This window comes from Bacteroidota bacterium, assembly GCA_016194975.1.
Taxonomy (GTDB): domain Bacteria; phylum Bacteroidota; class Bacteroidia; order Palsa-965; family Palsa-965.
This window is the reverse complement of record JACQAM010000007.1, coordinates 95,353-121,554: the sequence shown is the minus strand read 5'-3', so window position 1 is coordinate 121,554 and position 26,202 is coordinate 95,353. Positions and strand designations below refer to the sequence as shown.

The following is a 26,202-nucleotide window of genomic DNA, read 5'->3' as shown; positions in this document are numbered from 1 at the left end:
TAAATATTATGGAAACAACCGACCTGTCGAAGATCGTGGATAAATTTTCTTCCACGAAAAAAATGCCGGTGCTTTTTACTTCGCATGGAAATCCCATGGAAGCGCTTTCTGATCTGAACGCAACTCCTTTTTTTACCAGTCTCGGAGTAGTGAGTAAAAAAATCCGCGATGAATTTTCCATCAATGCAGTGCTCGTTATTTCCGCGCACTGGCTCACGCGTGGTACGTACGTGAACGCTGGCGAAGTGCAGGAAACAATCCACGATTATTATGGCTTTCCAAAGGAGTATTACGAAATAAAATATCCTGCGCATGGCTCGCCCGCGTATGCGCACGAAGTGAAAAAACTTGCACCGGTAGTGAATGAAACGAAAGAGTGGGGACTCGATCACGGTTCATGGCCGGTGCTTCGTCATTATTTCCCCAATGGAGATATTCCTGTTTTCCAGATGAGCATCGATTATTACCAGTCGGCGCAATATCATTTCGATCTTGCAAAACAATTGAAACCGCTTCGTGAAAAAGGTGTACTCATCATCGGCAGCGGCGCCGTGGTGCATAACCTGAAACAGGGAATGAAAAAAATGCTGCACGGAGAAAGATCCCTTTTCGGTTGGGAAGAAGAATTTGATCAGTGGGTGAAAATGAAAGTGGACCAGCGGGATTTTCAATCGCTTATCGATTATGAAAAAAATAAATTGGGGTTGACCGCTTCTCCAACTCCCGATCATTATGTGCCGATGTTGTATTCACTCGGTGTGGCAGATAAAGATGAACTGATAGAACATACGTTCGAAGAATTATTGCCGGCGTTTTCGAACAGGGGATTCAGAATTGGTTAAATTTATGTGGACAAAAAATAGTTCCCTGCATGATGAAAAAATTCTTCCGCAAGATCCTCGCAAAGAAAAAACAGATCGGAATTACGCTGCTGATCATTCTTGTCGTTATCCAATTCATCCGCCCGGTAAGAAATTCCGGAAATTCGGATTCTCCCAATGATATAACGCATGCAACTGCGGTTTCTGCTGATGTAAAAACAATCCTGGAAACTTCCTGCTACGATTGTCATTCAGATCATACGGTTTATCCGTGGTACACGAATATTCAGCCGGTGGGTTGGTGGCTGGCGCGACATGTGCATGGGGGAAAACGTACATTGAATTTTTCGCAGTTCAATTCCTATTGCATCTCGCGAAAAATGGACAAGTTCAAAGCAATTTCCGATGAAGTGAATGATCCGGATGGAATGCCGTTGAATTCGTATCTGTGGATTCACCGGTATGCAAAACTTTCGGACACGCAGAAAAAAATTATTTCTGATTGGGCAATGGCGAACAGGAAAACAATGGAGCAGCAATATCCTGATTCTATTCCGGTAGAGGAACCGGAATAATTTTTTGTAAAAACAAGTTTGATGATTTGAAGTGATGAAGTGAATTCATTAGCCCCGGCCACGTGCTTTACCCCGCACACGAGCCACGGAATTTATTCAGGAATGAAAGTGCGGAGTAATAACACGGACGGGAGCAAAGAAAATTTGAAGTGATGGTATTGCGCTCCTCACCTTCGTAAAAACTTCGGCGAGCAGGCAAAAAATCAATAATCATAATCCCAATGTTTTCTGTGGCAGTTGTGAAGATGGAGGATCTCTTTTCCATTTATGAAAAGTGAAAGTTGATTTCGTGGGCGCCCATCTTTGTTTGCGCAACATTTTTTACAGGAATAAAACCCTGCTTCGCGATCATGTACGTATCGCACGCGCGATATTTTTTTTCCATTGGTATATGCTTTCCAAACGCCGTTTTGTTTCCGATCGCCATCGTAATATCCCTTCTGTATCAGGGTTCCATTCTCATCATACGATTTGAAAATTCCTTCCGCATGTTCTTTGTTGTCGTCATAATATTGATCGGTATGTAATTTTCCATTCCGGTAATAATCTTTCCATTCGCCGTTCTTTCCGCCGTCATAATGTCCTTCCATTACATAATTTCCATTCTCACAAATAAATTTCCACTCGCCGGTAAAAGTTGCATCATGATCCAGGATCTCCACCCAATGTCCTTTTATTAAAATATAAAAATGCTGGTAAGAAGAATCGACGACGGATGTCCAGGTACTGTCGGCATTTCTATTCATCGTTTTAAAAATCTGTCCTCGTGTTCCGTAAATAGTCATTGTGGAAATTCTTCCGTTGCGGTCGTAAGTTCTTGTCGTATCAACCGGAAAATTCACAGGATATACATTGTAAATAAACCATGTTCTCAAGTGGCCGGTAGTTTCAATTTTTGAAATACTTCCGTTTTCATTGTAATCGTACCTGGTGTTGGTTGTTCCTTTTACCCACGAACGTAATTGGCCATTGTCATAATATCCATAACTGTTCTCTGAAATTCCTTCACTGACTGCAGAAATATTTTTTTGTTCATCAATGGTAATGGAATACAAACTCCATGTGCACCACACATCGCCGGGAGGAAAACCGAAAATCATTTTTCCTTCGTGCAGGCGTGCGACGGGCGAAGGATCCGGAACATTGGCAAGATCAGCCGCATGAAAATAATAAGAATGAGCGTAAGGATTTTTGTAGTCTTGCCCCATTTCATACAATCCTTCATAACCAAAATGATTCCACGTAAAAGAATGGATCGTGTCTTTTCCGCTGGTGAAATTCACGGTCGTTATGGAAATTCCCGGTTCGCTTTGTACAAGAACTCCTTTCACATAATATTTCACCGAAAGTAATTTTCCGTTCTCTTCATATTCATAATGCATCCCCCAGGGAATATTGGCAATGAAAAGTCCGGCAGTTTGCAATTGTCCGTTGGAAAAAAAAGTAAACCACGCTCCGTATTTATTTTTTTCTCCGGGCGAATCGCTCATCGATGGTGCAAGAAATCCCTGTTCTTTCAAATAGCCCGAAGAATAAAATGCCCGGTAAAATGTAAGATTTTTATATTTCCGCAAAGGATAATTTTCATCCGTAGCTGTTCTTCCCGAAGTATCCACTTCTGTGAAATGATTCAATTCTCCATTCTGATCCCATGAAAAATATTGTGTGAGAATAGGAGTATCATTCGATTGCTGGCGCATTTTTTTTGAATAATAACTTTTCTTCGATCCGTCGGGATAATAATGTGCAGAATGAACATAATAATCAGGCGTCCACACCGTATCGAAAAGCATTTTTCCATCTTCAGAATATTCCGTGAAATTGTAAGATTCATTCGGAACTATGGACTTTACTGTGTGCAGGCGCCCGTTCTCGTGATACGTGTATTCCGATTCGCGCACCTCATAGCGCTCATGCACGTAGCGAAGATTTCCCCGCCCGACCGAGTCATGCTGGCGGGCATTCGAATAAAAAGAAACAGAATCGATGCCGCCTTTATCCGTTTGTGAAAACAGCAAGAGAGGAAATAAAATCGATAAAATAAAAATCCTGAATTTCATTGTGAAAGGGTTTAGTAAATTACAAAAAACAGTTAAGAATCAGAAATTTCTGGCGATAAATGGATCATTTAATAAACCCCCATTCGTAATTCGTACGCTTACAGATTTCGTACAGATTCCTACCTTAGTTTCGAATCATGAAAGTGCTCCTTGTAGAAGATGAACCGGAACTGCGCCGTTCCATCAAGCAATTCCTTCACCAGGAAGGTTACCTGGTGGAGTCGGCTTCCGATTTTGCAAAAGCTGCCGACAAAGCTGGTGTGTATGATTATGATTGTGTGCTTGTGGATATTACTTTGCCCGGCGGGAACGGGCTCGATATTGTGAAGCAACTGAAGAATTCAAAATCAAAAGCCGGGATCATTATTATTTCTGCAAAAAATTCGCTCGATGATAAAGTGGCCGGACTCGAACTGGGCGCCGATGATTATCTCACCAAACCTTTTCATCTTTCTGAATTGAATGCAAGAATAAAATCGGTCATCCGGAGAATGAGTTTCGAAGGCAACAAAGAAATTATTTTCGAAGAGATCGCGGTCGATCCCGAAGCGCAGTCGGTAAAAGTGAAAGGAAAAAGTATTGTGCTCACCAAAAAAGAATTTGACCTGCTCGTATTTTTCATCAGTAATAAGAACCGCGTCATCACAAAAGAATCGATCGCTGAACATTTATGGGGCGATGATATGGACATGGCCGACTCCTACGATTTCATTTATTCACATATAAAAAATCTCCGTAAAAAATTAATAGGCGAGGGGAGCGGCGATTACATCCGCACGGTTTACGGCGCAGGATATAAATTCAGTAAAGAATGAAGCTGCTTGCTAAAACAGGACTCATTTATTTTGTCACGACACTCTTTGTTTTTGCGAGCGGTGGGGTTGTGTTTTATTACAACCTTAGGAAAATTGTGGATGAAGAAACGACGGAACGGCTCTTTACAGAAAAATCGCAGGTGGAGGATTTCGTTAAAGAGCACGATACCATTCCCGGCAACAGTTTCACAGAAGGAGATGAACTCCAGTTCTTCCCTATGGTTCATCCGCCGGCAAAACATTTGCGCGATACGATCATGTTCTCGAAAGAAGAAGGCGAGGATCTTCCATTTCGGCAACTCGTCTTCCCGATCAAAGCGGGCAAGGGCGAATATTCCGTTCTCATCAGCAAGAATCTTTTTGAGACTGATGATCTCGTGGAAGCGATCTCCTGGTCGTTCATCACCATCATCATCGTGCTGCTGGTCGTAACGGTCATTGTCAATCGCATTGCAGCCGGAAAGATCATGAAACCTTTCTTCTCCACCGTCGGCAAGCTGAAAGAATTCAAACTTGAAGAAAAAGAACCGGTTTCTTTTTCGAAAACATCTACAAAAGAATTCCGCGAACTCAATCGTGTGCTGGAGAAAATGACGGAAAAAATTACGACCGATTACCGCAACCTGAAATCATTCACCGAAAATGCTTCACACGAATTGCAGACACCGCTCTCGGTGATTCTTGCTTCTACTGAGCAGTTACTTCAGGAAAAAAATCTCGACGAACGTTCTGTAGAAAATATTCAGCGCATCAACCAGACGACCCGTAAACTTTCAAAACTGAACCAGACACTCCTGTTGCTCGCTAAGATCGAGAACAGGCAATTCGATACTGCGGAAGAGACTGATCTTTCTGAAATTTTAAAATCAAGAATGGAATTACTGGGTGATATCATTGCGCACAAGGAAATAAAAACGGAAATGAATGTTACGCCGCATTCAAAAGTGAAGATCCACCAGGTGCTGGCCGAGGTACTCGTTTCCAACCTGCTCACGAATGCCATCCGTCATAATGTGGCCGGGGGAAAACTGCTGGTGAATTTCGACGGAAAAAAATTAATTGTTGCCAATACCGGCGCTCCGCTACAGGGCCCGCCCGAAAAATTGTTCGAACGATTTTACAAGGAAAATAATTCTACAGAATCTACCGGTCTCGGCCTTGCACTCGTCAAGCAGATCGCAGATACATATTCACTTATACTCTCACACAATTTTGAAAATGGAGTGCATTCCTTCACCATTGGGTTCTGAAATGATCGTTTCCCGCTGGTCACACAGAATCTCTACAGAATGCGGTATTATTATTGTAACACCAGAAACAAAAACCATACAACCATGAAAAAAATCATCTTCATTCTCATGCTCGCTGTAGCAAGCATTACCGTCTCCGCACAGAAAAGTAATATTCCTGCGGCATGCAAAACAAAACTGACACAGTTGTATCCTAACGCAACCGGCGTAAAATGGGGCGTTGAGGGAAATAACTACGAAGCTGAATTTAAAAATGCAGGTGTTGAAACTTCTCTTCTTCTCGATGCTTCCGGAAATGTACAGGAAACCGAAGTGGGAATCGACAAAAGCCAGCTTCCTGCCGCGGTTACATTGTACATGAGCAAAAATGTTCCTACAAAAAAGATCACAGAAGCTTCACGTATTACTGATTCCGCAGGGAAAGTGACCTATGAAGCAGAAGCCGGCGGACTCGATTATATTTTCGATGAAACAGGAAATTTTATCAAAACAGAAAAAGAATAATTTTTTTCACTTGAAGAAACCGTCCCGCATCCCCGGGGACGGTTTCTTTATTTTAAATCTGATACCGGTGTGATGGTCATCGCGATCCCGGATTTATCCGGAAGAAGCGATCTTGAGGGTTGCGTTTTGGAGCGCACCGCTTTCACTTTAAATTTCCTTTCTTCCCGTCCGTGCGCAGCGGGAGCAGGCGCGTGGCCGGGGCTGGTTGTGTTACTGCAGTGCATTAAATTCACTTCATCACTTGCCACTTTTGTGGCTTGAATTTCTGCAAAGTAAAGGTTGTGTAGGAATACAACCATAAAAAAAATCCCCAGGCTGTAGCAAGGGGATTTTCTAATCGGGGTCCGGTGAGCAATTATTTGATCAAACTTACTTTTCCCAGCAGACTGTGTTGTTTTCCGAGGAGGTCAGTTGCTTTTATCTTCCATACATACGTATCGATTTGCGCAACGTCAGGATGTCCCATCACTCTTCCGTCCCATCCTTTATTAATGTCATCAGTATAGAAGATCTGGTTGCCCCAGCGGTCATAGATCCACATCTGGAATTTATCGGGATCTATTCCGAGACAAACTGCGTTGAAGATATCGTTCGTATTATTTCCGTCAGGTGTGAAAGCATTCGGAACATAGATCATCACATCCGGCTCGAGGCACACGGGGTGAGAAACTGTATCAACACATCCGTCAACACTTGTTACAGTAAGTACAACCTGGTAACAATCGACCACGCTTGGATAGGTATAAGATGGATTCTCATTCGTGGATGTACCGACGAGATCACCGAAACTCCATGACCATGCTGTTGCACCGGTTGAAGCATCCGTGAAGTCTATCATTGGATCAAGAATAGTTGTCGGTTGTGGCGATGCACTGAATGCCGCTACAGGATTCGGATGAACGGTGATGTAAGAATTCATCGTGATCGTTTGCAAACAACCATCCTGGGTTTTCACAGTGAGTGTAACATTGTAAGAACCGGATACGGAATAACAATGACCAGGATTCTGCGATGAAGAATTATTTCCGTCACCGAAATCCCATGTCCACGCATTAATCACCGCCGGATTTGCAACAGTAGAAAGATCGGAGAATGAAACGCAAACAGGATCGCAACCGGCTTGAATATTGGACGTGAATGAAACTACCGGCATTGCAAATACAATAACATTCACAGTTGTATTTGTGGTACAACCATTCGCATCAACAACGTAAACCGTATCAACACCGGAAGCAGCAGGAGTATAATTCGGCGAAGTTCCTGTCATTCCTATTGGGCCCCATGTTACTGTATAAGGACCAACTCCACCAGTTGGATTTGCATTCAACTGAACAGACGAGCCGGCACAAACTGCAGGAGGAGATGCACTCGCAGTAACAGTAAGTGCAGCGGGTTGCGTGAGTGTTGCTGTCGCTGTAGAAGAACATCCGTTTGCGTCAGTGACTACGCAAGTGTAAGTTCCCGCACCGATATTATTTGCAGAATCATTCGCACTTACGTTCGGTGTCCAGGCAAAATTGTACGGGCCATTTCCTCCGCCATAATTGATGAGGATCTGTCCTGTTGTATTTCCATTACAAAGAATATTCGTTGTTGAATTCACAGAAGTGTTCACACCGTTGAGATTGTTTACAGTAACTGAAGTTGTAGCGCTGCATCCGTTCGCATCGGTCACAGTAACATTGTAAGTTCCCGATGGAATATTCGAAATGGTTGCAGTGGTTCCTCCATTCGACCAGAGGTAAGTGTAACCCGGTCCCGGAGTTCCGCCTCCGCCGGTCACAGTTGCAGAACCATCAGATTGGTTGCAATGCGCATCCACTTCAGTTGCGACTGCTGTCACTTGCGTCGGTTCAGTTATTGTTACTGTTGCAGAAGCTGTGCATCCGTTTGCATCGGTAACATTCACGGTGTACAATCCTGCAGTGAGATTCGAAGTTGTTGCAGCAGCGCTTGCATTCGACCAGAGATAACCGTAAGTAGGTGTCGCACCCGTAGCAGTTACAGTCGCAGATCCTGTAGAACCGCCGAAGCAGGTTTCATCCACTTGTGAAGTGGTGAGAGCAAGAGCAGTTGGTTCGATGATCGTAACGTTTGCATTTGCAGTACATCCATTCGCATCAGTAACAACAACAGAATAATTTCCTGCAAGAATTCCTGAGTTGGTGGAAGTGGTTACGCCATTCGACCAGAGGTAAGAATACGCGGTAACGCCACCGGCAGGAATTGCGTTTGTAGAAGCGGTCGATCCACCATTGCAGAGTTCATCGGCTTGCGTTGTTGAAACAGTGAGCACTGGTGGCTGAGTGATGATAACCTGTGCTGTATCCTGGCAACCGTTCACATCAGTAACAGTTATCGTATATGTTCCTGCAGAAAGATTATTATCAGTTGGATTTGTTCCGCCGTTCGACCATGCATAAGTGAGCACGCCTGTTCCGCCTGTTCCATTCGAAGTTGCCGAACCGGTGTTGCCACCGAAACAAAGAACATTCGAAGAAGAAGTGATCGTTACAGTTGGTGATCCCATGTTGGTGATCGTGACAACCGCAGTTGCTGTACATCCTTTATTATCCGTAACAGTAACGGTGTAAGTATTTGCACTCAATCCTGTTTCAGTTGCAGCAGTTCCGCCGGACGACCATGAATAGAAGTAAGGCGGTGTTCCTCCGGCAGGAGTTGCAGTAGCAGATCCGTTTGGATTTCCGCAGGTGGAAGAAACAGTTGTTGTAGTAACCGTGAGCAGTGGTGGTTCAGTGATCGCGAAGGTTTGTGTTATAATACAACCATTGCCGTCAGTAGCTGTGCACGTATAATTCTGTGCGGGGAGATTCATTGCAGTTGCACCGGTTCCACCAGTCGGTGACCATGAATAAGTATAAACCGGTGTTCCGCCGCCAACTGTCACATTCGCTACACCTGTATTTCCACCGTTACAATTCACGTTGGTTTGCGTTCCGGTAATAGTGAGTGCTGTTGGTTGTGTAACAGTTGTTGTCGCAGTAGTTGAACATCCATTCGCATCAATCACGGTACATGTATACGTTTGCGCCGTAAGATTATTTGCTGTCGTTCCTGTTCCACCGATCGGTGTCCAGTTCTGTGTGTAAGCACTAGTTCCACCGGTTATTGTTACAGTTGCAGATCCTGTATTTCCTCCATTACAAAGAACAGGAGAAGAACTTGCAGTTGCAGCGAGAGCGGTTGGTTGAGTGATGAGAACTGAAGCAGTTGCTGTGCATCCATTCGCATCGGTCACCGTTACACTATAATTCAATGCGGTCAATCCGCTTGCGGTGATTCCGGTTCCACCTGCTGGTGTCCAATTGTAAGTATAAGGTCCGGTTCCACCAGCAGCAGAAACAGTAGCCGATCCGTTATTTCCTCCGAAACAGGAAACGTTTGTAGAAGAAGTAATAGTTGCTGTTGGAGAACCCGCGTTTGTTACGTTTGCAGTTGCAGTTAGCGAACATCCATTAGCATCAGTGATTGTTACTGTATAAATATTTGATGCGAGTCCGGAAGCAGTAGAACCGGTTCCGCCACTTGGAGCCCATGAATAAGAATAAGCAGGAGTTCCTCCGCTGACAACTACAGAAGCAGATCCGTTTGGATTTCCGCAGGTAGATTGTGTGGACGAAGTTGTTGCACTCAATGCAGTTGGCTGTGTGATCGTAAATATTTTTGTGATCGAGCAACCGTTTGCATCAGTGATTGTGCAAGTAAATGTTCCTGCACCGAGTCCGCTTGCAGTAGCAGATGTTCCGCCGCTCGGTGCCCATGAATAAGAATAAGCAGGAGTTCCTCCGCTTGCATTCACTGTTGCAGATCCGGTCAATGCTCCATTACAAAGAACATTTACTTGAGAAGTTGTTGCAGTGAGTGCAGTAGGTTGTGTTACTGTTGCCGTTGCTGTTGTTGTACATCCGTGTGAATCTGTAACTGTACACGTGTATGTATTTGCGCCAACACCGGTTGTTGTTGCACCAGTTCCACCGCTTGGTGACCATGAGTAACTGTACGCTGGAGAACCTCCGGCAGGAGTCACTGCTGCAGATCCGGTATTTCCACCATTACACAAAACCGGTGATGCAGTTGCAGTAGCAGTTAATGCTGTTGGTTGTGTCAAGGTAACGGTTGCAATGTTCGAACATCCGTTTGCATCAGTAACAGTAACAGTATAGGTATTTGCTGTGAGTGAACTTGCAGTAGTTCCTGTTCCTCCAATCGGAGACCATGAATAAGTGTAAGGGCCAGTTCCGCCTGAAGCAGAAACAGTAGCAGATCCATTGTTGCCACCGAAGCATGAAATATTTGTTGACGAAGTGATCGTTGCTGTTGGTGAACCTGCATTGGTGATCGTAACTGTTTTTGTAATCGAACAACCTGCAGCATCAGTGATCGTGCATGTATAAGTTCCTGTTCCTAATCCTGAAGCTGTTGATCCTGTTCCTCCACTTGGCGCCCATGAATAAGTATAACCAGGAGTTCCGCCTGAAGGTGTTACAGTCGCTGTTCCATTCGGATTTCCGCAGGTTGCTTGTGTAGATGAAGTGGTAGCTGTGATCGCAGTTGCCTGAGTGATCGTAAATATTTTTGTGATCAAACATCCATTCGCATCTGTGATCGTGCAGGTATAAGTTCCTGCAGAAAGCCCGGATGCAGTTGCACTCGTTCCGCCCGATGGCGCCCATGAATAAGAATAAGCAGGAGTTCCTCCTGATGCAACAACAGTAGCAGTGCCGTTATTTCCTCCATTGCATGTTACGTTAGTCTGAGATTGTGTTGCAGTAACTGCAGTCGGTTGTGTTATTGTTACAGTTGCTGTTGCAGAACATCCGCCGGCATCATTCACGGTTACCGTATAATTTCCTGCAGTGAGATTCACACCCGTTGCACCTGTTCCACCTGTTGGTGACCAGGAATAAGTGAAACCCGGATTTCCTCCGACAGGAGTAACAGTTGCACTTCCGTTATTTCCTCCATTGCATGAAACTGAAACGTTTCCGGTAATGGTTGCACTTAAACTATTCGTGCTGGAAACAGTAACTGTTTTTGTAATAGAACATCCATTCGCATCAGTGATCGTGCAAGTATAAGTTCCTGCTGTTAATCCGCTCGCGGTTGAACCTGTTCCACCACTTGGTGCCCATGAATAAGTATAACCAGGAGTTCCTCCGGAAGGAGTAACTGTAGCAGATCCATTCGGGCTTCCGCATGTTGCAGTGCTTGATGTAGAAGTTGCAGTGATCGCTGTTGGCTGGGCAATGGTAAATGTTTTTGTTATCGAGCATCCGTTCGCATCAGTGATCGTGCACGTGTATGATCCCGCACCCAGAGGTGTAGAAGTTGCACCGGTTCCTCCGGAAGGTGTCCAGTTGTAAGTATAAGCCGGAGTTCCTCCTGATGCAACTACGCTTGCTGTTGTAGTTCCTCCGTTACACAAAATAGTTCCTTGCGACTGTGTTGCAGTAAGAGCAGTGGGTTGCGTGATCGTGAAGGTTTGTGTTATAGTACAACCCGCCGGTGAACTAATTGTACATGTATAATTTCCTGCACACAATCCGGTGGCAGTTGCCGATGTTCCTCCGACCGGCGCCCATGAATAAGTATATGTTCCCGTTCCGCCGGAAGCAACTACAGTTGCAGAGCCATTGCATGCAGCGTTACAACTTACATTCACATGAGACGGGACGTCTGTAATTGGTGGATTAGCTGTGATTGTAAAAGTTTGAGTTCCCTGACAACCACCGGCGCCTGTTACAGTACACGAATAAGTTCCTGCACACAAACCTGTGGCAGTTGCAGTTCCTTGTCCTCCTCCTGGTGCTGGTGTCCATAAATAAGTAAAAGGACCAGTACCTGAAACTACGGTTGTGGTTGCTGTTCCTGTGCAACTACTCGAACACACGTTATTCGTTTGCGTTCCTGAAAGTGTGAGTGAACTTACTGTAACTGTCATAGTCGAAGTTACTGTTGCAGTAGTAGCATTACAATTTGTAGAAATTTCCTGAAGCGTATAAGTTGTTGTTGCAACCGGGCAAACTGTTGCTGTTGCAATTCCGGTTCCATTATTTACTACAGTAGCAATTGCAGTTGCTCCCTGGTACCATGAAACTACTGAAGTTGCAGCGCCAGCTGGTTGCCAGCGCTTGGCATCATTAACTGCGGACCATTGAGTTGGATAATTACGACCGGCTTGAACAAAGGCGGTATTAAAAGCTGGGTTTTGGATTCCTTGGATTGCATTTCCACCATTCCACCCGGTACAAAGTCCTTTTGACTGCAGATAATTGTCAATGACATTGGTCGTTTCATATAATGTCAATTGCTGAGTACAAAGTGTTGTTGTGCACGAATACATCGGAACCTGGTACCATGAAACAACAAACCTTCTACATGGAGCCACCCCGTAAGTTGTGTATTTAATTGTTCCGCCACCAGGAGGATAAAGATCCTGCCAGGGACCGCCGATCATTACAGGGTCACTTGCAGTAGGCATTGCAGCACTAATTGGCCACTGACAATAACCGCCTGCGGGTGTAAGATCGAATGTCAAAGCACCGTTCGAGCCAATCAGTAATTGTGTATAGGGATTGCCGAAATAGCAAAATGTGAATGGCAGTGGAATAGCAGAGGACCATTGGTCATCACCAAGAACAAGCGCAGTTCCTACGGTGAAAGGATCCGGTGTGTACGGAATCGTACTCATCGAGTACGTATTGGTTTGAAAAGTAGGAGTAAAAGTTCCCGAGAGATTTGCACAAGTAGGAACGCACACACTTTGATTAGGTCCCGCGTTGATCGGGCAAATTGTGGGTTGAGAAGGTTGTGCATTAGACGCGATCGCATAGAGCAATGTGCACGCCAGAAGAAGTCGTGAGTGGATGTGTTTCATATTCTTTTACTTTTCAGGGTTTGCCGTCCTGATGGTGTGTAAATGATATAGAAATTACGTCCTACAATATATAACAATTTGCGAATTCTCATTGATGAGAAAGGTCAAAAGCGAACATCTGAAATTATTTTCGACAAACAAGCTAATTAGTAAGATGAAAATGAAATTAATGACGATGAGATATTATTATTGTGGCCAAATCAGCGGTAATTTGGAGCCGGAACCCCCCGATACTTTTCAACAATTTTTTTTTCTTAGTAACAATTGAGCTCAAATAAAAAATCCTGCGAATTTTTTCACAGGATTTTTTCAAAATAAAATCAATTCACTTTTTACCTGACGAGACTCACTTTACCAATGAGATTATGTTTGTGGCCTAACACATCCACCGCTTTTATTTTCCATACGTAAGTATCGATCTGGCAAAGATCTTCGTGCCCCTGCACTTTTCCGTTCCATCCTTTATTCATATCCTTCGAATAAAAAATCAGGTTGCCCCAGCGATCGAAGATCCACAATTCAAATTTATCCGGATCAATTCCGACTCCCTGCGCAAAGAAAGTTTCATTCACTCCGTCTCCATTCGGTGTAAATGCATTCGGAACAAAAATCGTAACATCGGGATCAATGCAGATCGGGTGAACAGTTGAATCCATACATCCATTGGAAGAAGTTACAGTTAGTGTTACATCAAAACATCCGGGCCCTCCATACATATAAGAAGGACTTTGCAGAATGGAAGTTGCATTTGTTGTATCGCCGAAATTCCACATCCACGAAGAAGCATTTTGTGATGCGTCTGTAAAAAATAAAGTAGGGTCAAGTTCCGTGGTCGGCTGTGGACTGGAAGTGAAATCAGCAACCGGAATGGCAAATACGCTGATGTAATTATTCATCGTGATGGTGTTGGTGCAACCGGTAGAAGTGGAAACAGTGAGAATGATCGTATAATTTCCGGCTGTGATATAGCAATGAACCGGATTTTGTGATGTGGAATTATTTCCATCGCCGAAATCCCATGACCATTGCGTGATGTTTCCGTTCGAAACGGTAGAAAGATCACTGAAGTTCACGCAGTGTGGCGCACATCCCGAAAGCGAATCGCCGGCAAGTGTCGCAACAGGATTTGCATTGACAGTTACCGTAACATTTGTACTGTCCATACATCCGTTCGCATCTGTTACCACCACCGAATAAGTCGTAGTAACATTAGGAGAAACAGTTTGATTCGCACCGGAAAGATTTCCCGGCATCCACGTAATATTATATGCAGGAGTTCCACCAGCCGGCGGACAGCTAATGCTTGTTGATGATCCGGCACAAAGCGAAGGAGGATTTGCAGTTGCCGTTACTGTGAGTGGCGGAGGTTGTGTTACTGCTGCTGTGAACGTAGCTGTACAACCAACTGCATCTGTAACAGTGAGTGTATAATTTCCTGCGCAAACAGGATTTGTTGTCAATGTATTTCCACCCGATGGTGACCAGGAATAAGTGAGTATTCCTGTTCCTCCGCTTGAAGTTCCTGTAATAATTCCGTTACATGCTCCGTTGCAGGAAATATTTGAAACACTTTGCAACGAAGCATTCACACCCGCAATATTATTCACAGTTACTGAAGTTGAATCAATACAATTGTTCTGATCAGTGACAATAATCCAATACGTTCCGGCAGAAATATTATTCCAGTTTGCATTCGAAGGTCCTCCTGTCCATTGATAATTCAATGTTCCTGTTCCACCCGAGCCTGTCGCCGTTGCTGAACCGTCACTCTGATTGCAATGCGCATCCACTTCGCTGGTGGCAATGGAAAGCGCTGTTGGTTGTGTGACCGTTGCGGAATTAGTGATGATACATCCGTTAGCGTCAGTAACTGTACACGTGTAATTTCCCGCACAGATATTATTGCACGACGCGGCGCTGCAACCGGTACTCCAGTTGAAAGTATAACCGGGAACCCCGCCAGAAGGAATGGAAACGATCTGTCCATCGCATGCATTGAAACAAGTGACATTGAATCCGGCTACTGCGAGAGTCAGTTGCGGCGGTTCTGTGATCGAGAAGGTTTGTGTTATAATACAACCATCTAGATCTGTAACAGTACAGGTATAGGATCCTGCCGTAAGAGGATTTGCATTCGCGGCATTTCCTCCTGCCGGCGACCACGCATACGTGTACGCAGGCGAACCGCCACCGGGAATAACGGATGCCGTTCCTGTTGAATTTCCGAAACAATCGACATTGGAAGATGTTCCGGTTATCGTGAGCGCAGTTGGTTGCGTGATCACCGCTGACGAAGTTGTAATACATCCGTTCGCATCCGTGACAGTAACCGTATAATTACCCGCTGTGAGATTTGCACCGGTTGCAGAAGTGCCACCAATGGGTGACCACGAATATGTAAAAGGTACTGTTCCACCGGCAACAGTTACGTTAGCCGAACCATTATTGCCACCGAAACAGGAAACGTTTGTCGGCGCACTCATAGTTGCAACCGGGCCTCCGCTGTTATTCACCGTTGCAATAGAAGTTTGCGTGCACCCGCTCGCATCGGTGATCGTGCACGTGTAGGTGCCAGCAGGAATATTATTTGCTGTGGCTGCATTTCCACCGGCCGGTGACCAGGAATAAGTATAAGGTCCGGTTCCGCCGGAAGCTGTCACAGTTGCAGATCCGTTCGAATTTCCGCAGGTGGCTAGCGTTGTTGAGTTGGTGGAAGTAAGAAGAGTCGGCTGCGTGATCGTAAAGAGTTGTGTTGTAGTACAACCATTGGCATCCGTGATGGTACACGTATAATTTCCTGCAGCAAGATTATTTGCTGTTGCTGCATTTCCGCCGGACGGAGACCACGCGTAAGTGTAAGGCCCGGTTCCACCGGAAGCAGTTACTGTAGCAGAGCCGTTGTTTCCCCCGTTGCAGGTAACATTGGTGTGAGCTTGAATTGCTGTGAGCGCAACCGGTTGTGTGATGGTGACTGTAGTTGTAGCGATACATCCATTTGCATCTGTGATCGTGCATGTATAGTTTCCTGCAGCAAGATTATTTGCTGTTGCTGCATTTCCGCCGGACGGAGACCATGCGTAAGTATAAGGCCCGGTTCCCCCTGTTGGTGATGCAGTAGAAGATCCGTTGGTTCCTCCATTGCAGGAAACATTCACTGTTGCAGTTGTTGCTGCTGTTATTCCACCACTGCTGCCTACGATCGCGGTCGCAGTAGTTGTGCAGCCGCTTGCATCAGTAACTGTACATGTGTACGTTCCGGCGACGAGTGAATTCGCAGTTGCACCCGTTCCTCCCGATGGGGCCCAGGAATAAGAGTAAGGCCCCGTTCCTCCCGAAGGAGAAACTGTTGCAGATCCGTTGTTACCACCGCATGTTGCTGCAGTTGTGGAAACTGTTGCAGCAAGAACTGTTGGTTGTGTGATCGTGATGGTTTGTGTTGTAGTACAACCCCCGGCATTTGTTGCAGTGACGGTGTATGTTCCTGCGCAAAGTCCGCTGGCAGTTGCAGCAGTTCCTCCACTTGGCGACCAGGCATAAGTGTATGCGCCTGCAGGATTCGGAGTGATGGTTCCGGTTCCGTTACATCCGCCATTGCAAGTAACATTTGTCATTGCCTGCGTCGAAGTTGGAGGAGACGGCCCTGTGATGGTGAATACCTGTGTGCCCGTGCAGCCGCCCGCTCCTGTTACCGTACACGTGTAGGTGCCTACGCATAAATTATTTGATGTAGCTGCATTTCCACCCGAAGGAGTCCACGCGTAAGTGAACGGACCGGTTCCTGCAGTGACAGTAGTTGTCGCAGATCCATTGCATGCTAAACAGGAAGTTGAATTTATTTGCGTACCGGCAACGGTCAATCCAGAAGTTACAGGAACTGTTACTGTTGAAGAAACAACAACGTTTCCGGCGCATGTTGTATTGGTTACAGTGCATGTGTATGTGGAAGTGGTGGTGGGACAAACGTTGAGTGGATTTGCACTTCCTAAATTTCCTGATGGCCCCGTCCAGTTGAGTGTATATTGCGGCGCACCCGAAGGCGTGAATCGTTTTCCATCATTAGAGGCAGTCCATTGCGTCGGATAATTTCTTCCCGCCACCCAGTAGGCAACTGTTCCTGTGGAATTCTGAATTCCTTCTATTGCTGCACCTGCATTCCATGATGCGCAAAGTGGTTTATTCTGAATGTAAACGTCAATGATATTTGTAGTTTCGTGAAGTACCAATTGAGAAGTTGCAATAAGAGTTGTGCAGGAGAACATAGCAACATCATTCCAGTTCACAACCATGTAACGACAAGGTGCAGTTCCATATACCGCCCAATTGATATCAGTCGCGGATGTTGGAGTTCCAACAGAAGGATCAATGTCGTGATAAGGAGCCATGATCGAATTCATGGGATTTGTATTGGTAGGAATGGCTGCATTGATCGGCCATTGACAATAGGCGTTGGCTTGTGTGATGTCGAAGGAAATAAGTGCATTCGATCCAATAACAAATTGAGTGTAGGTATTACCGAAAAACTGAAAACAGAATGGCATAGTTACAACACTTGACCAGGTATCATCGATATTCACAAGTACAGGATTACCGCCGGTAAATGCATAAGGTGCATAAGCAATGTTGGAAACATTATACGAAGTTGTAGCAACAGATCCCTGCACAGTTGCAGTAAGATTTTCGCATTGGCCGGAGCAAATAGAAGAAGCCGGTGCAATAGTAACCTGCGGGCAGGCCGATTGCGCAAAAATTCCACTGCTTGTGATAACGAGGAACAGCAGGAGAAACGTTAGAAATTTTTTCATTGGGCAGGAAGGTGGTTTAAGCGTGCGAAAGTTAATCAATCCGGTGCTTGAAATCAATCCTTTACAATGTAAAAAACACCATTAATTGCTAACAAAACCACACGGTGAACGGATGATCATCCGGATGAATAATGCAATAGTTAATTTAGCCGGACGAAAATGCTCCACAAACTTCCGGACGGTATTGAAATTTATTTTGAGTTGCAGGGAAATTTATCTGCGGGATCAACTATTGTTTTTCTCAACGGACTTTCACAAAGCACGCAATCGTGGCTTGGTGTTGCACCTGCTTTCTATACGGATCATCGCATTATTCTGCTCGATCTTGTTTTCCAGGGGCAATCGGGGACGGCTCCAAAATTCAGAACGTATGATGAGCATGCCGCTGATGTTTTTAACCTGGTCGGGGAACACGGGCGCGGAAAAACAGTTCTTTGCGGAATATCTTACGGTAGTGCTGTAGCACAACATTTTCTTGTGAATTATCCGCAGAAAGCAGAAAGTGCACTGCTTCTTTCCACCTTCGCGCACGAAACAGTTTTGTTCAATGAAATGGGAGAACGCTGGAAGGTGGCCCTGGCAGAAGGCGGTTATCCGAAAATGCTCGATGTGATGTTGCCGGATGTGCTTGGGAAATCTTATTTCATAAATCCGATCATTCCGATAGAAACACTGAAAGAATCAAGAGTAGCGAGAGACCTGTCTGCAGAAAGTTTAATGCAACTGATGCGTGCCACGGAAGTGCGCGGTGATTACCGTAACGAATTGAAAACAATAAAAGCCAGCGTGATCGTTGCGCAGGGAGAAGAAGATGTACTCATTCCTCCCGTGGTGGCAAAAGATGTATCTGATAATATTCCCGGTGCAGAATTCATTGTCATCGAAAAAGCCGGACATACGCTGAACCTGGAAGCAATTCCGCAGGTGGTAAAAATTTTGAAGAGGATAGTTAATAGTTATTGAGTCATTGGGGTTGTATTGCGACACAACCTTTCCAGCCGCAATCAATACCCTGACATCCTAAAACTTTCAGTACTTTTTCAGAAAATGTTCTTCCACATCGAATGAAGAACGCACGCCAACGAGATCATAATCATTCAGCAGCCACTGGCCGGCGGTTTTTCTTCCTTCCTCTTTCAGGTGCATCAGGAATTCCCACGAAGTATTGAGTTTCGAAGAATAGGAAAGATGGTCCAGAGAATCGTAACCGGAAATACAATGAACAAATATTTCACGGTCCTGCTCGGGAAGTGTCACGCCTTTTCGGATCAGTTCATTCCGGTAATGCACCATCTGCATTTCATTGATGAGCGAACTGTTAAACGAAATCTCATTCACACGTTCGGCAATATCACGCGCTGAGGTAGGCAGTGTCCGGATATTGATGGAATTTATTTTTACAAGTACAACATCACGCGTATTTGTTTCAGTGATGAGCGGCGTGAGTGGAGGATTTCCCATATAGCCGCCGTCCCAGTAAAATTCTCCGTCGATCTCCACGGCCTGGAATAAAAGCGGAAGACATGCAGAAGCAAGAACGGCTTCCACGGTTATTTCATCGTTATGAAAAACTTTTGCGCGATTTGTTTTCACATTCGTCGCGCACACAAATAATTTTTTTGTATTGTATCGTCGCAGTTCATTGAAATCGATCAGTTCATTCAGGATATCACGAAGCGGATTATAATTGAACGGGTTCAGCTGATAAGGAGAAAGTGATTGCGAAATACTATTGAAAAAAAGATAACCCGGCGAAGTATAGAGATCGCCGAAATTCATCGTCTTATCCCACGTAGAAGGTTTGAAAAGATAACTTCCGTATTGCGCGATCTTCTTCCACAATTCTTCGAGCATTTCTTTCGCGCGGCCCGGTCCGCCCATGTGCAACCCGTATGCGAGCACCACCGCATTCACTGCGCCCGCGCTCGTGCCGCAAATTCCTTCCGCAACAATTTCTTCCTCTTCCAGCAAACGGTCGAGTACACCCCAGGTAAAAGCGCCATGTGCACCGCCACCCTGCAATGCCATGGCAATATTTTTCTTTTGGAAATTCACTTTAGGATTCAAAATGCAATGGGGGAGGGTTACAGATTTGGATTTTGGGTTTTGGATTTTGAATTTTTTTAGATTTGTGAAGGTAAGAAGGAAAATTGGTTCTCAGTTCTCAGTTCAGTTATTTTGGATTTTTTATTGCTGGAAACACCATCCTGTAGAATCATAACCTAAATATTTTTCAGTGATGGAATCAAGATGAAAATCTTTTATCACTTTCAATTTTCCATGAACACGTTTGGACAAAGTGATGTCGGCATCTTCAAAAAGCGTATCCATTGGATTGCTCATTACATCTTCTTCACGCAGCACTACCAGCGAATCTCCTTCCCAAGCCATCATCCTATTACAATGATCGTAACAGCATCCATCGCGTTCATTCGAGTAAACTGTTTTTTTCTTGTGATCGAAAACCACATCCCACGTTTCATCAAGCACAGAATCTTCTCGAAAAATATTTTTTTCCGGATCATAGATCCAACATTCATTCATCTGCTGATCGCGAATGCCTACCCACGATAACACACGGAAATCACTGTAGCCATCGAAGTTCATGTCTTCCATCACGAACGGATGCAGATAATCGAGCTGAATGCGTTCTGTTTCATAAGAGAAATCCGGAATAACAGATTGTATTTTTTTGTTATCGGGTAAATGATAAATATCGATCCGGCTTATGGAATCGGAAATCATGCTGTCGGCTTTTACAGAATAGTAAACAATGCAGAATGAAAAAAGTGAATCGTGAAATTCAGCGCCGGGTTTTTGATTCCACCATGCAGAAACGGAATCATTTTTCTTCAATGAATCTTTTTTATCCGGAACATGGATGACGTGAATTCCTGTTGCAATAAAATAAATGATCACGAATGCAAGAAGTGCGAACAAGCCGATAAAAAAACCGATCACGAAAATATGCCTGTACCCGCTGTTGTCTTCCTGCATTTGGTTATGAGTTTTTAGTTCCGAGTTCCGAGTTTTGAGTGATAGGCGACGAAGGGAAACAGGATCTAAAATAAAAATTCCAAAATTATTTTTTCGCCCATGGTTCTTCCACGAAAACGCGCACTATGAGAACCAACCCTGAAATAACTAGAATGATCCCTGCAATAATATTTACTTTGTGAAGCATGTTTTCGTTGAGGTAACTTTTTATTTTTCCGGCACCGAGCGCTTTCAGAATATCAGTTCCCAAAACAGTGGCGAGTGTCGCAACAAAAAATGCGAACATCGGCCAATAGTCATTATTGAACCTGTTCGATGCCAGCGTCATTGCGCTCAGCCACAGAATAAGAATGAAAGGATTCAGCAGGTTCATCAGGAATCCTTTAAGCATCATCGTTCCCAATGTCGGCGATTTGATCTCGACATCTCCTTCCACACTCTGCACAATTGTTTTTTTGAAGATCTGGTAAGAACCATAACCGATGAGTAATGCGCCACCGGTGAGCCCGACAGGCAATGCATATTTTTCATCCATCATCCATCCCGACAAACCGAAATAGGCGAGAAGAAGATAAGTAAGATCGGAAGCAAAAATTCCAAGCGCCATTTCTATTCCCGCGGCGTGCCCGTGGCGCAGGCTCGTCTGGATAAGGCCGAAGAATGCCGGCCCAATGGAAAAACAGAGAGCGATGCCGAATAATATTCCCTGGCCTATTGCGCCTAACATATTTTATTTTGCAACTGTTGATCTTTTGAATTCCCCGAGATGTTTTTTCCAGTCATCAAGCATTGAATATCTCATTACCCTGGGAAATTTATGCTGGCTTCCCATTTTTCCATGCTTTCGCATCCAGTCGAGAAAAGCATTCACCGGCAGAATTTCAATGATGATGTCTTTCAACGCAGCGATACGCTCCACACGGTAATCATCATTGAGTGCTTTGAGGTGTTCGTCGAGCGAAACTTTCAGTTTTTCTGCATCCACTTTGCTGTCTGTGCCAATGTACCAGTGATGCGCAAAAAGATTTTGATAATTGATTCCTGCCACTGTGAATTCAGGAATTTCAATATCGAATTCTTCCGCAACAAGATCGATCGCGCGATTCATGTTGTCCTGCGAAAGATGTTCGCCGCACAAACTCAGAAATTGTTTTGTCCTTCCGGTAATGATGATCTCCGCATTTTCCACGTCAGAAAATTTCACCGTGTCGCCAATGAGATATCGCCACGCGCCCGAACACGTACTCATCACGAGCGCGTATTCCGTTTCTCCATCCACTTCTGCCAGCGTTAAAACTTTCGGTTTCTTTTTTAAATTTCCATCGCCGTCAAAATTTTCTTCGTTGAACGGAACGAATTCGAAAAAAATCCCGTTGTCTGTTACAAGGCGCTGTCCTTCTGAATCCGGATTTTTCTGGAAAGCGATGAATCCTTCCGAGGCAAGATAAGTTTCAAGATACTTGATCGGCCGCCCCACTAATTTTTCAAAACCTTTTTTGTACGGCTTGATGGAAACTCCGCCCCACACATAAATTTCAAGATTCGGCCAGATGTCGTGAATGTTTTTCACTTTGTAATGAGCAATGATGCGTTCGAAAAGAATTTGTATCCATGCAGGAACACCGGCTACTATTCCGATATCCCATTGCGATGCGTTGCGAACGATCTCTTCCAGTTTTGTACTCCAGTCGCGCTCGCGTGCAATTCGGTTTCCCGGTTTGTAAAAATGCTGGAACCAGAATGGAACATTACCGGTTGTAATTCCGCTGAGATCGCCGGAATAATAAGTGCCGTTGTAATTCAGGTGCGTGCTGCCGCCAATCATGAGCATTCCCTTCTGGTAAAATTCCGGGGGAAAATCATATTGCGAAAGCGCGAGCACCTGCCGCACACTCGATTTGCGAATGGCGCGCATCATGTCTTTTGTAACCGGAATATGTTTGCTCGATTGCTCGGAAGTTCCGGAACTGAGTGCAAAATATTTCACGCGCTCGGGCCAGCACACATACGATTCTCCATTGAGCGTTCGGTACCACCATTTGCGGAACATGGAATTGTAATCGTAAAGATCCACCGAAGAGCGGAATGCTTTTACAGGATCGGCGTCACTGAGAATGCGGGTGAAATTGTAATGCTCGCCGAACGCAGTGAATTCTGCTTTCGTTAATAATTTCTTCAGCGTTTTTATCTGCTGGTTGTAAGCATCTCTCCTCCGGAAACGCGGAATTCTTTTATTGAGATTGAGTGTTCGCTTTACGATCGATCCAAGAATGGCCATGATGAATAAATTTATTGATGATACATCACTGCACTTTCACCAATTGATTCCGGTCTTTTGCAATGATCGCATCCAGTTTCTGCAACTGTGCCGAAAAAATTTCCGGGCTCATTTCCGAAGATGGAAAAACATCCTGCATGGATTTCATATCGCGATAGATCATTGCGCACGTACTGTCATTCGGAAATGAACTGAGCAGGTCATCGATCTTTTCGATGTACGGCTGTTGCATGGTGAGCATATCGAACAACACTTTGTTTTTTTCATTCTGTTGCTCGGTGCCAATGTGCTGCGTGGTTAAATAAATACTCTCGATCCATCCTCCGCAGATAACAAGCGTTGCGAGTGTAAGACGATCATTGCTTTGAAGTGTGTTGTCGATGCGGTGATAAGAATCGGTGATGATGCTCTGCATGGAATCCTTACTGTCTTTATTATCGCCATATCGTTTCATGATCATTTCATCGAACGCAGTAGGAATAACGATCTCGTCAGACAAGCGGCGGATACTTTTCATGTAAGGAGCAGACTCTCCAAGATTATTCTGTGAGATCATGTAAGCGATATCCGCTCCGTAAATTCCGAGATTCACCGCCTCAATATTGCCGCCGTTATAACGATCTGCATTATCGGGAGGATTAAGTAATTCGCCGTGATAGGGAAGGTGCGCGCCGGAAAAACGATTGAGCACTTCAAATGGAACCGGCAATGCCGCAACTAATTTTCTGAATTTCTGTTTCACTGAATCCGGAACATTTCCAATGTCGGATGAAGTATCTCCCACCGAATCGTTATGCGTGGCATCATTCGGTTTATCGCCGGAACAGGAAAAAATTCCAAGAGCAGCGATAAAGGAAAACAGGAACGGAACTGCGAATTTTTTCATAGTTTATTTTATGTAACGGAAATCCTGGTTGGCCTTAATGGTCTTCAGTGTTTCGAAGATAAGACGGATTACCTGATCCACATCTTTTTTGTGAACGCTTTCCACCGTGGTGTGCATGTAACGCAGCGGAAGAGAAATGAGCGCCGATGCAATTCCTCCTGATGAATATGCGAATGCATCCGTATCTGTTCCGGTAGAACGGGAAACGGCTTCACGCTGAATGGGAATTTTATTTTTTGCAGCAGTATCAATGATCTGCTTCAGTAATTTGTTGTGAACAGCGGGGCCGTAAGTTACCGTCGGTCCTTTTCCGCAGGAAATATCGCCCTGCGCAATTTTATTCATCATTGGTGTTTGCGTGTCGTGCGTAACGTCGGTAATGATCGCCACATTTGGTTTTATATTTTCCACGATCATTTCTGCACCGCGCAATCCCACTTCTTCCTGCACCGAATTCACAATGTAAAGTGCATACGGAAGTTTCACTTTGTTTTTTTTCAGCAGCCGCGCCACCTGCGTGATCATGAATCCGCCTGCACGGTTGTCGAGTGCGCGCCCCATGTAATAGCGATCATTGAGCACCATGAATTCATCTTCGTACGTGCACACGCAGCCCACGTGAATTCCCAGTGCGGCAACTTCTTTATCGGAAATGCATCCGCAGTCGAGAAAAATATTTCTCTGTGAAGGAGCTTCTTCTTTTGCCGCATCGCGCACGTGAATGGCAGGCCAACCGAAAACAGCTTTTACAATTCCTTTTTCGGTGTAAATGTTCACGCGCTTCGACGGAGCAATCTGGTGATCCGATCCGCCGTTCCTGCGCAAATAAATAAATCCGTCTTTCGTGATGTAATGCACGAACCAGGAGATCTCATCGGCGTGCGCTTCTATCACCACTTTATATTTTGCGCCGGGATTAATTACACCGACTGCAGTTCCGTACGTATCGGTGAAAGTGGAATCCACAAAAGGGCGAATGTAGTCGAGCCACATTTGCTGCCCCGGCGTTTCAAAACCGGTGGGCGATGAATTGTTGATGTAGCGCTCAAGAAAAGCAAGTTCTTCTTTTCCTAAGATGGTATTTTTATCGGGAGTAGTTGTTTTTTTTGCCATAAGAATAAATTGTGTTTAAAGATACAATAACAAGCCAATGAATTTGTGAATAAAAATTCTCTGGAATTGCGGCCCGTATTTTGTATTATTTTCATTTAGAAACCCGAATGATTTTCCTACTTTAGTCCGTTAAACCCGGTAAACATGAACGCACGTTTATTCTTCATCATTTGTTTCGCAATAGCAGGAAGTTTTTCCCTGCGCGCACAGGACACCGTGAAAGCGAATACGCTCGCGCCTCCACCCGAAGCCGAAATGTATTACAACAGCGGCACTACAAAACTCAATGCCGGCCAGTATGCCGATGCGCTTGCCGATTTCAATAAAGCGATCGAAGCAAAAGCCGATTTTGAAAAAGCATATTACAATCGCGGGCTGGCGAAATTTCAACTCATTATGAATAACAGCGCGAAAGAAGATTTTTCGAAATCGATCGAACTCAATCCTGCTGCGGATTATTCTTATTTCTCGCGCGGGCAGGTGAAAGAAGCGGATAATGATATGAAAGGAGCGGCCGACGATTATGCGCAAGCTGTGAGAATAAATCCGTCGAACGACAAAGCGCTTTATCACAGCGGAGAAATAAAATTCGAGAATATGGATTACAAGGGCGCCATTTCTGATTTTGATAAGGCAATAAATATTAATCAGAAAGATGCGTACTACTGGAACGACCGCGGCTCTGCGAAAAGAGAAAGCGGAGATCTCGATGGAGCGATCTTCGATTACCAGCACGCGATCACGGTGAATCCGGGACTTGCTTTCGTTTACAATAACATGGGAAGTGCGCGGCGGGAAAAAGGTGATCTCAAAGGAGCGATCGAATCGTACACGACTGCTGTGAATATGAAAAGTGATTATTACATCGCTTACAATAATCGCGGCTCAGCAAAATTCGATTCCGGCGATTATGATGGAGCAATGTCTGATTTCAATCGCGCGATCCAGATAAAAAACGATTATGCATTCGCTTATGTGAATCGCGCTGCGGTCCGTTACAAGCAACGCGATTACAAAGGAGCCGTTGAAGACTGCAACAAAGCGATACAGTTGAATCAGAAATACGGCGAAGCTTACATGAATCGCGGTATTGCCAAAGAAATGCTGCGCGACGATTCGGCTTGTTCCGATTTTATTAAAGCGGCTGACCTCGGCGTAAAACAGGCCTTACAATATTCTGCAGAATGCCAATAAAAATTTTCA

17 protein-coding genes are annotated in these 26,202 nt (G+C 44.8%); 7 read left to right on the top strand and 10 right to left on the bottom strand.

Going from position 1 to position 26,202, the window contains the following annotated elements; genetic code table 11:
* The first annotated feature begins 8 nt into the window (after window positions 1–8).
* Entirely contained in the window at window positions 9–842 is an 834-nt protein-coding gene (locus HY064_05135) for a dioxygenase (protein MBI3510025.1), read from the top strand.
* Window positions 843–874: 32 nt separating this feature from the next.
* Window positions 875–1,396, top strand: coding sequence for a heme-binding domain-containing protein (locus HY064_05130; protein ID MBI3510024.1), 522 nt, complete (start codon window positions 875–877; stop codon window positions 1,394–1,396).
* A 203-nt stretch (window positions 1,397–1,599) separates the two neighbouring features.
* On the opposite strand, the gene HY064_05125 is transcribed toward HY064_05130, so the two are convergent.
* Complete coding sequence (locus HY064_05125; protein MBI3510023.1) at window positions 1,600–3,456, bottom strand: hypothetical protein; 1,857 nt, start codon at window positions 3,454–3,456, stop codon at window positions 1,600–1,602.
* Between the two features lie 137 nt (window positions 3,457–3,593).
* Between HY064_05125 and HY064_05120 the strand changes: the two genes are divergently transcribed.
* The 3 genes from HY064_05120 (at window position 3,594) to HY064_05110 (ending at window position 6,025) form a co-directional block, all read left to right on the top strand.
* On the top strand, window positions 3,594–4,271 hold the full coding sequence (locus HY064_05120; protein MBI3510022.1) for a response regulator transcription factor: 678 nt from the start codon (window positions 3,594–3,596) through the stop codon (window positions 4,269–4,271).
* Window positions 4,268–5,521, top strand: coding sequence for a HAMP domain-containing histidine kinase (locus tag HY064_05115; protein ID MBI3510021.1), 1,254 nt, complete (start codon window positions 4,268–4,270; stop codon window positions 5,519–5,521). The genes HY064_05120 and HY064_05115 overlap by 4 nt, the downstream gene beginning before the upstream one ends.
* 84 nt (window positions 5,522–5,605) lie before the next feature.
* Window positions 5,606–6,025 (top strand): PepSY-like domain-containing protein, encoded by a 420-nt coding sequence (locus HY064_05110; GenBank protein MBI3510020.1) that lies wholly within the window; start codon window positions 5,606–5,608, stop codon window positions 6,023–6,025.
* Window positions 6,026–6,072: 47 nt separating this feature from the next.
* Here HY064_05110 and HY064_05105 read toward each other — a convergent pair whose 3' ends face one another.
* The 3 genes from HY064_05105 to HY064_05095 form a co-directional block, all read right to left on the bottom strand.
* Window positions 6,073–6,324: a hypothetical protein gene (locus HY064_05105; GenBank protein MBI3510019.1), complete on the bottom strand. Its 252-nt coding sequence runs from the start codon at window positions 6,322–6,324 to the stop codon at window positions 6,073–6,075.
* Between the two features lie 56 nt (window positions 6,325–6,380).
* The gene (locus HY064_05100; protein MBI3510018.1) at window positions 6,381–12,923 is read right to left on the bottom strand and encodes a gliding motility-associated C-terminal domain-containing protein; all 6,543 of its coding nucleotides are present in this window, start codon (window positions 12,921–12,923) and stop codon (window positions 6,381–6,383) included.
* Window positions 12,924–13,255: 332 nt separating this feature from the next.
* Window positions 13,256–17,725, bottom strand: coding sequence for a gliding motility-associated C-terminal domain-containing protein (locus tag HY064_05095; protein MBI3510017.1), 4,470 nt, complete (start codon window positions 17,723–17,725; stop codon window positions 13,256–13,258).
* A gap of 159 nt (window positions 17,726–17,884) precedes the next feature.
* Between HY064_05095 and HY064_05090 the strand changes: the two genes are divergently transcribed.
* The gene (locus HY064_05090) at window positions 17,885–18,688 is read left to right on the top strand and encodes an alpha/beta hydrolase (GenBank protein ID MBI3510016.1); all 804 of its coding nucleotides are present in this window, start codon (window positions 17,885–17,887) and stop codon (window positions 18,686–18,688) included.
* 66 nt (window positions 18,689–18,754) lie between these two features.
* Here HY064_05090 and HY064_05085 read toward each other — a convergent pair whose 3' ends face one another.
* The 6 genes from HY064_05085 to HY064_05060 all read right to left on the bottom strand — a co-directional run bounded on the left by HY064_05085 (window position 18,755) and on the right by HY064_05060 (window position 24,999).
* Complete coding sequence (locus tag HY064_05085; protein MBI3510015.1) at window positions 18,755–19,753, bottom strand: patatin-like phospholipase family protein; 999 nt, start codon at window positions 19,751–19,753, stop codon at window positions 18,755–18,757.
* Between the two features lie 159 nt (window positions 19,754–19,912).
* Window positions 19,913–20,722 carry a hypothetical protein gene (locus tag HY064_05080; GenBank protein ID MBI3510014.1) on the bottom strand — a complete coding sequence of 270 codons (810 nt, stop codon included), beginning with the start codon at window positions 20,720–20,722 and terminating at the stop codon, window positions 19,913–19,915.
* A gap of 85 nt (window positions 20,723–20,807) precedes the next feature.
* Window positions 20,808–21,449, bottom strand: a complete 642-nt coding sequence (locus HY064_05075) for a LysE family translocator (GenBank protein MBI3510013.1) — start codon at window positions 21,447–21,449, stop codon at window positions 20,808–20,810.
* 3 nt (window positions 21,450–21,452) lie between these two features.
* Window positions 21,453–23,000 carry a GH3 auxin-responsive promoter family protein gene (locus tag HY064_05070; GenBank protein ID MBI3510012.1) on the bottom strand — a complete coding sequence of 516 codons (1,548 nt, stop codon included), beginning with the start codon at window positions 22,998–23,000 and terminating at the stop codon, window positions 21,453–21,455.
* A 25-nt stretch (window positions 23,001–23,025) separates the two neighbouring features.
* The gene (locus HY064_05065; GenBank protein MBI3510011.1) at window positions 23,026–23,886 is read right to left on the bottom strand and encodes a hypothetical protein; all 861 of its coding nucleotides are present in this window, start codon (window positions 23,884–23,886) and stop codon (window positions 23,026–23,028) included.
* A 3-nt stretch (window positions 23,887–23,889) separates the two neighbouring features.
* Complete coding sequence (locus HY064_05060; protein MBI3510010.1) at window positions 23,890–24,999, bottom strand: M20/M25/M40 family metallo-hydrolase; 1,110 nt, start codon at window positions 24,997–24,999, stop codon at window positions 23,890–23,892.
* Window positions 25,000–25,143: 144 nt separating this feature from the next.
* On the opposite strand from HY064_05060, the gene HY064_05055 reads away from it, so the two are divergent.
* Window positions 25,144–26,193: a tetratricopeptide repeat protein gene (locus tag HY064_05055; protein ID MBI3510009.1), complete on the top strand. Its 1,050-nt coding sequence runs from the start codon at window positions 25,144–25,146 to the stop codon at window positions 26,191–26,193.
* Window positions 26,194–26,202 lie beyond the last annotated feature (9 nt).

Bases quoted from the DNA above. Each gene is read 5' to 3' on its own strand.
- HY064_05135 (MBI3510025.1), top strand. From the start codon at position 9: ATGGAAACAACCGACCTGTCGAAGATCGTGGATAAATTTTCTTCCACG.
- HY064_05130 (MBI3510024.1), top strand. From the start codon at position 875: ATGAAAAAATTCTTCCGCAAGATCCTCGCAAAGAAAAAACAGATCGGA.
- HY064_05125 (MBI3510023.1), bottom strand. From the start codon at position 3,456: ATGAAATTCAGGATTTTTATTTTATCGATTTTATTTCCTCTCTTGCTG.
- HY064_05120 (MBI3510022.1), top strand. From the start codon at position 3,594: ATGAAAGTGCTCCTTGTAGAAGATGAACCGGAACTGCGCCGTTCCATC.
- HY064_05115 (MBI3510021.1), top strand. From the start codon at position 4,268: ATGAAGCTGCTTGCTAAAACAGGACTCATTTATTTTGTCACGACACTC.
- HY064_05110 (MBI3510020.1), top strand. From the start codon at position 5,606: ATGAAAAAAATCATCTTCATTCTCATGCTCGCTGTAGCAAGCATTACC.
- HY064_05105 (MBI3510019.1), bottom strand. From the start codon at position 6,324: ATGGTTGTATTCCTACACAACCTTTACTTTGCAGAAATTCAAGCCACA.
- HY064_05100 (MBI3510018.1), bottom strand. From the start codon at position 12,923: ATGAAACACATCCACTCACGACTTCTTCTGGCGTGCACATTGCTCTAT.
- HY064_05095 (MBI3510017.1), bottom strand. From the start codon at position 17,725: ATGAAAAAATTTCTAACGTTTCTCCTGCTGTTCCTCGTTATCACAAGC.
- HY064_05090 (MBI3510016.1), top strand. From the start codon at position 17,885: ATGCTCCACAAACTTCCGGACGGTATTGAAATTTATTTTGAGTTGCAG.
- HY064_05085 (MBI3510015.1), bottom strand. From the start codon at position 19,753: ATGGCATTGCAGGGTGGCGGTGCACATGGCGCTTTTACCTGGGGTGTA.
- HY064_05080 (MBI3510014.1), bottom strand. From the start codon at position 20,722: ATGCAGGAAGACAACAGCGGGTACAGGCATATTTTCGTGATCGGTTTT.
- HY064_05075 (MBI3510013.1), bottom strand. From the start codon at position 21,449: ATGTTAGGCGCAATAGGCCAGGGAATATTATTCGGCATCGCTCTCTGT.
- HY064_05070 (MBI3510012.1), bottom strand. From the start codon at position 23,000: ATGGCCATTCTTGGATCGATCGTAAAGCGAACACTCAATCTCAATAAA.
- HY064_05065 (MBI3510011.1), bottom strand. From the start codon at position 23,886: ATGAAAAAATTCGCAGTTCCGTTCCTGTTTTCCTTTATCGCTGCTCTT.
- HY064_05060 (MBI3510010.1), bottom strand. From the start codon at position 24,999: ATGGCAAAAAAAACAACTACTCCCGATAAAAATACCATCTTAGGAAAA.
- HY064_05055 (MBI3510009.1), top strand. From the start codon at position 25,144: ATGAACGCACGTTTATTCTTCATCATTTGTTTCGCAATAGCAGGAAGT.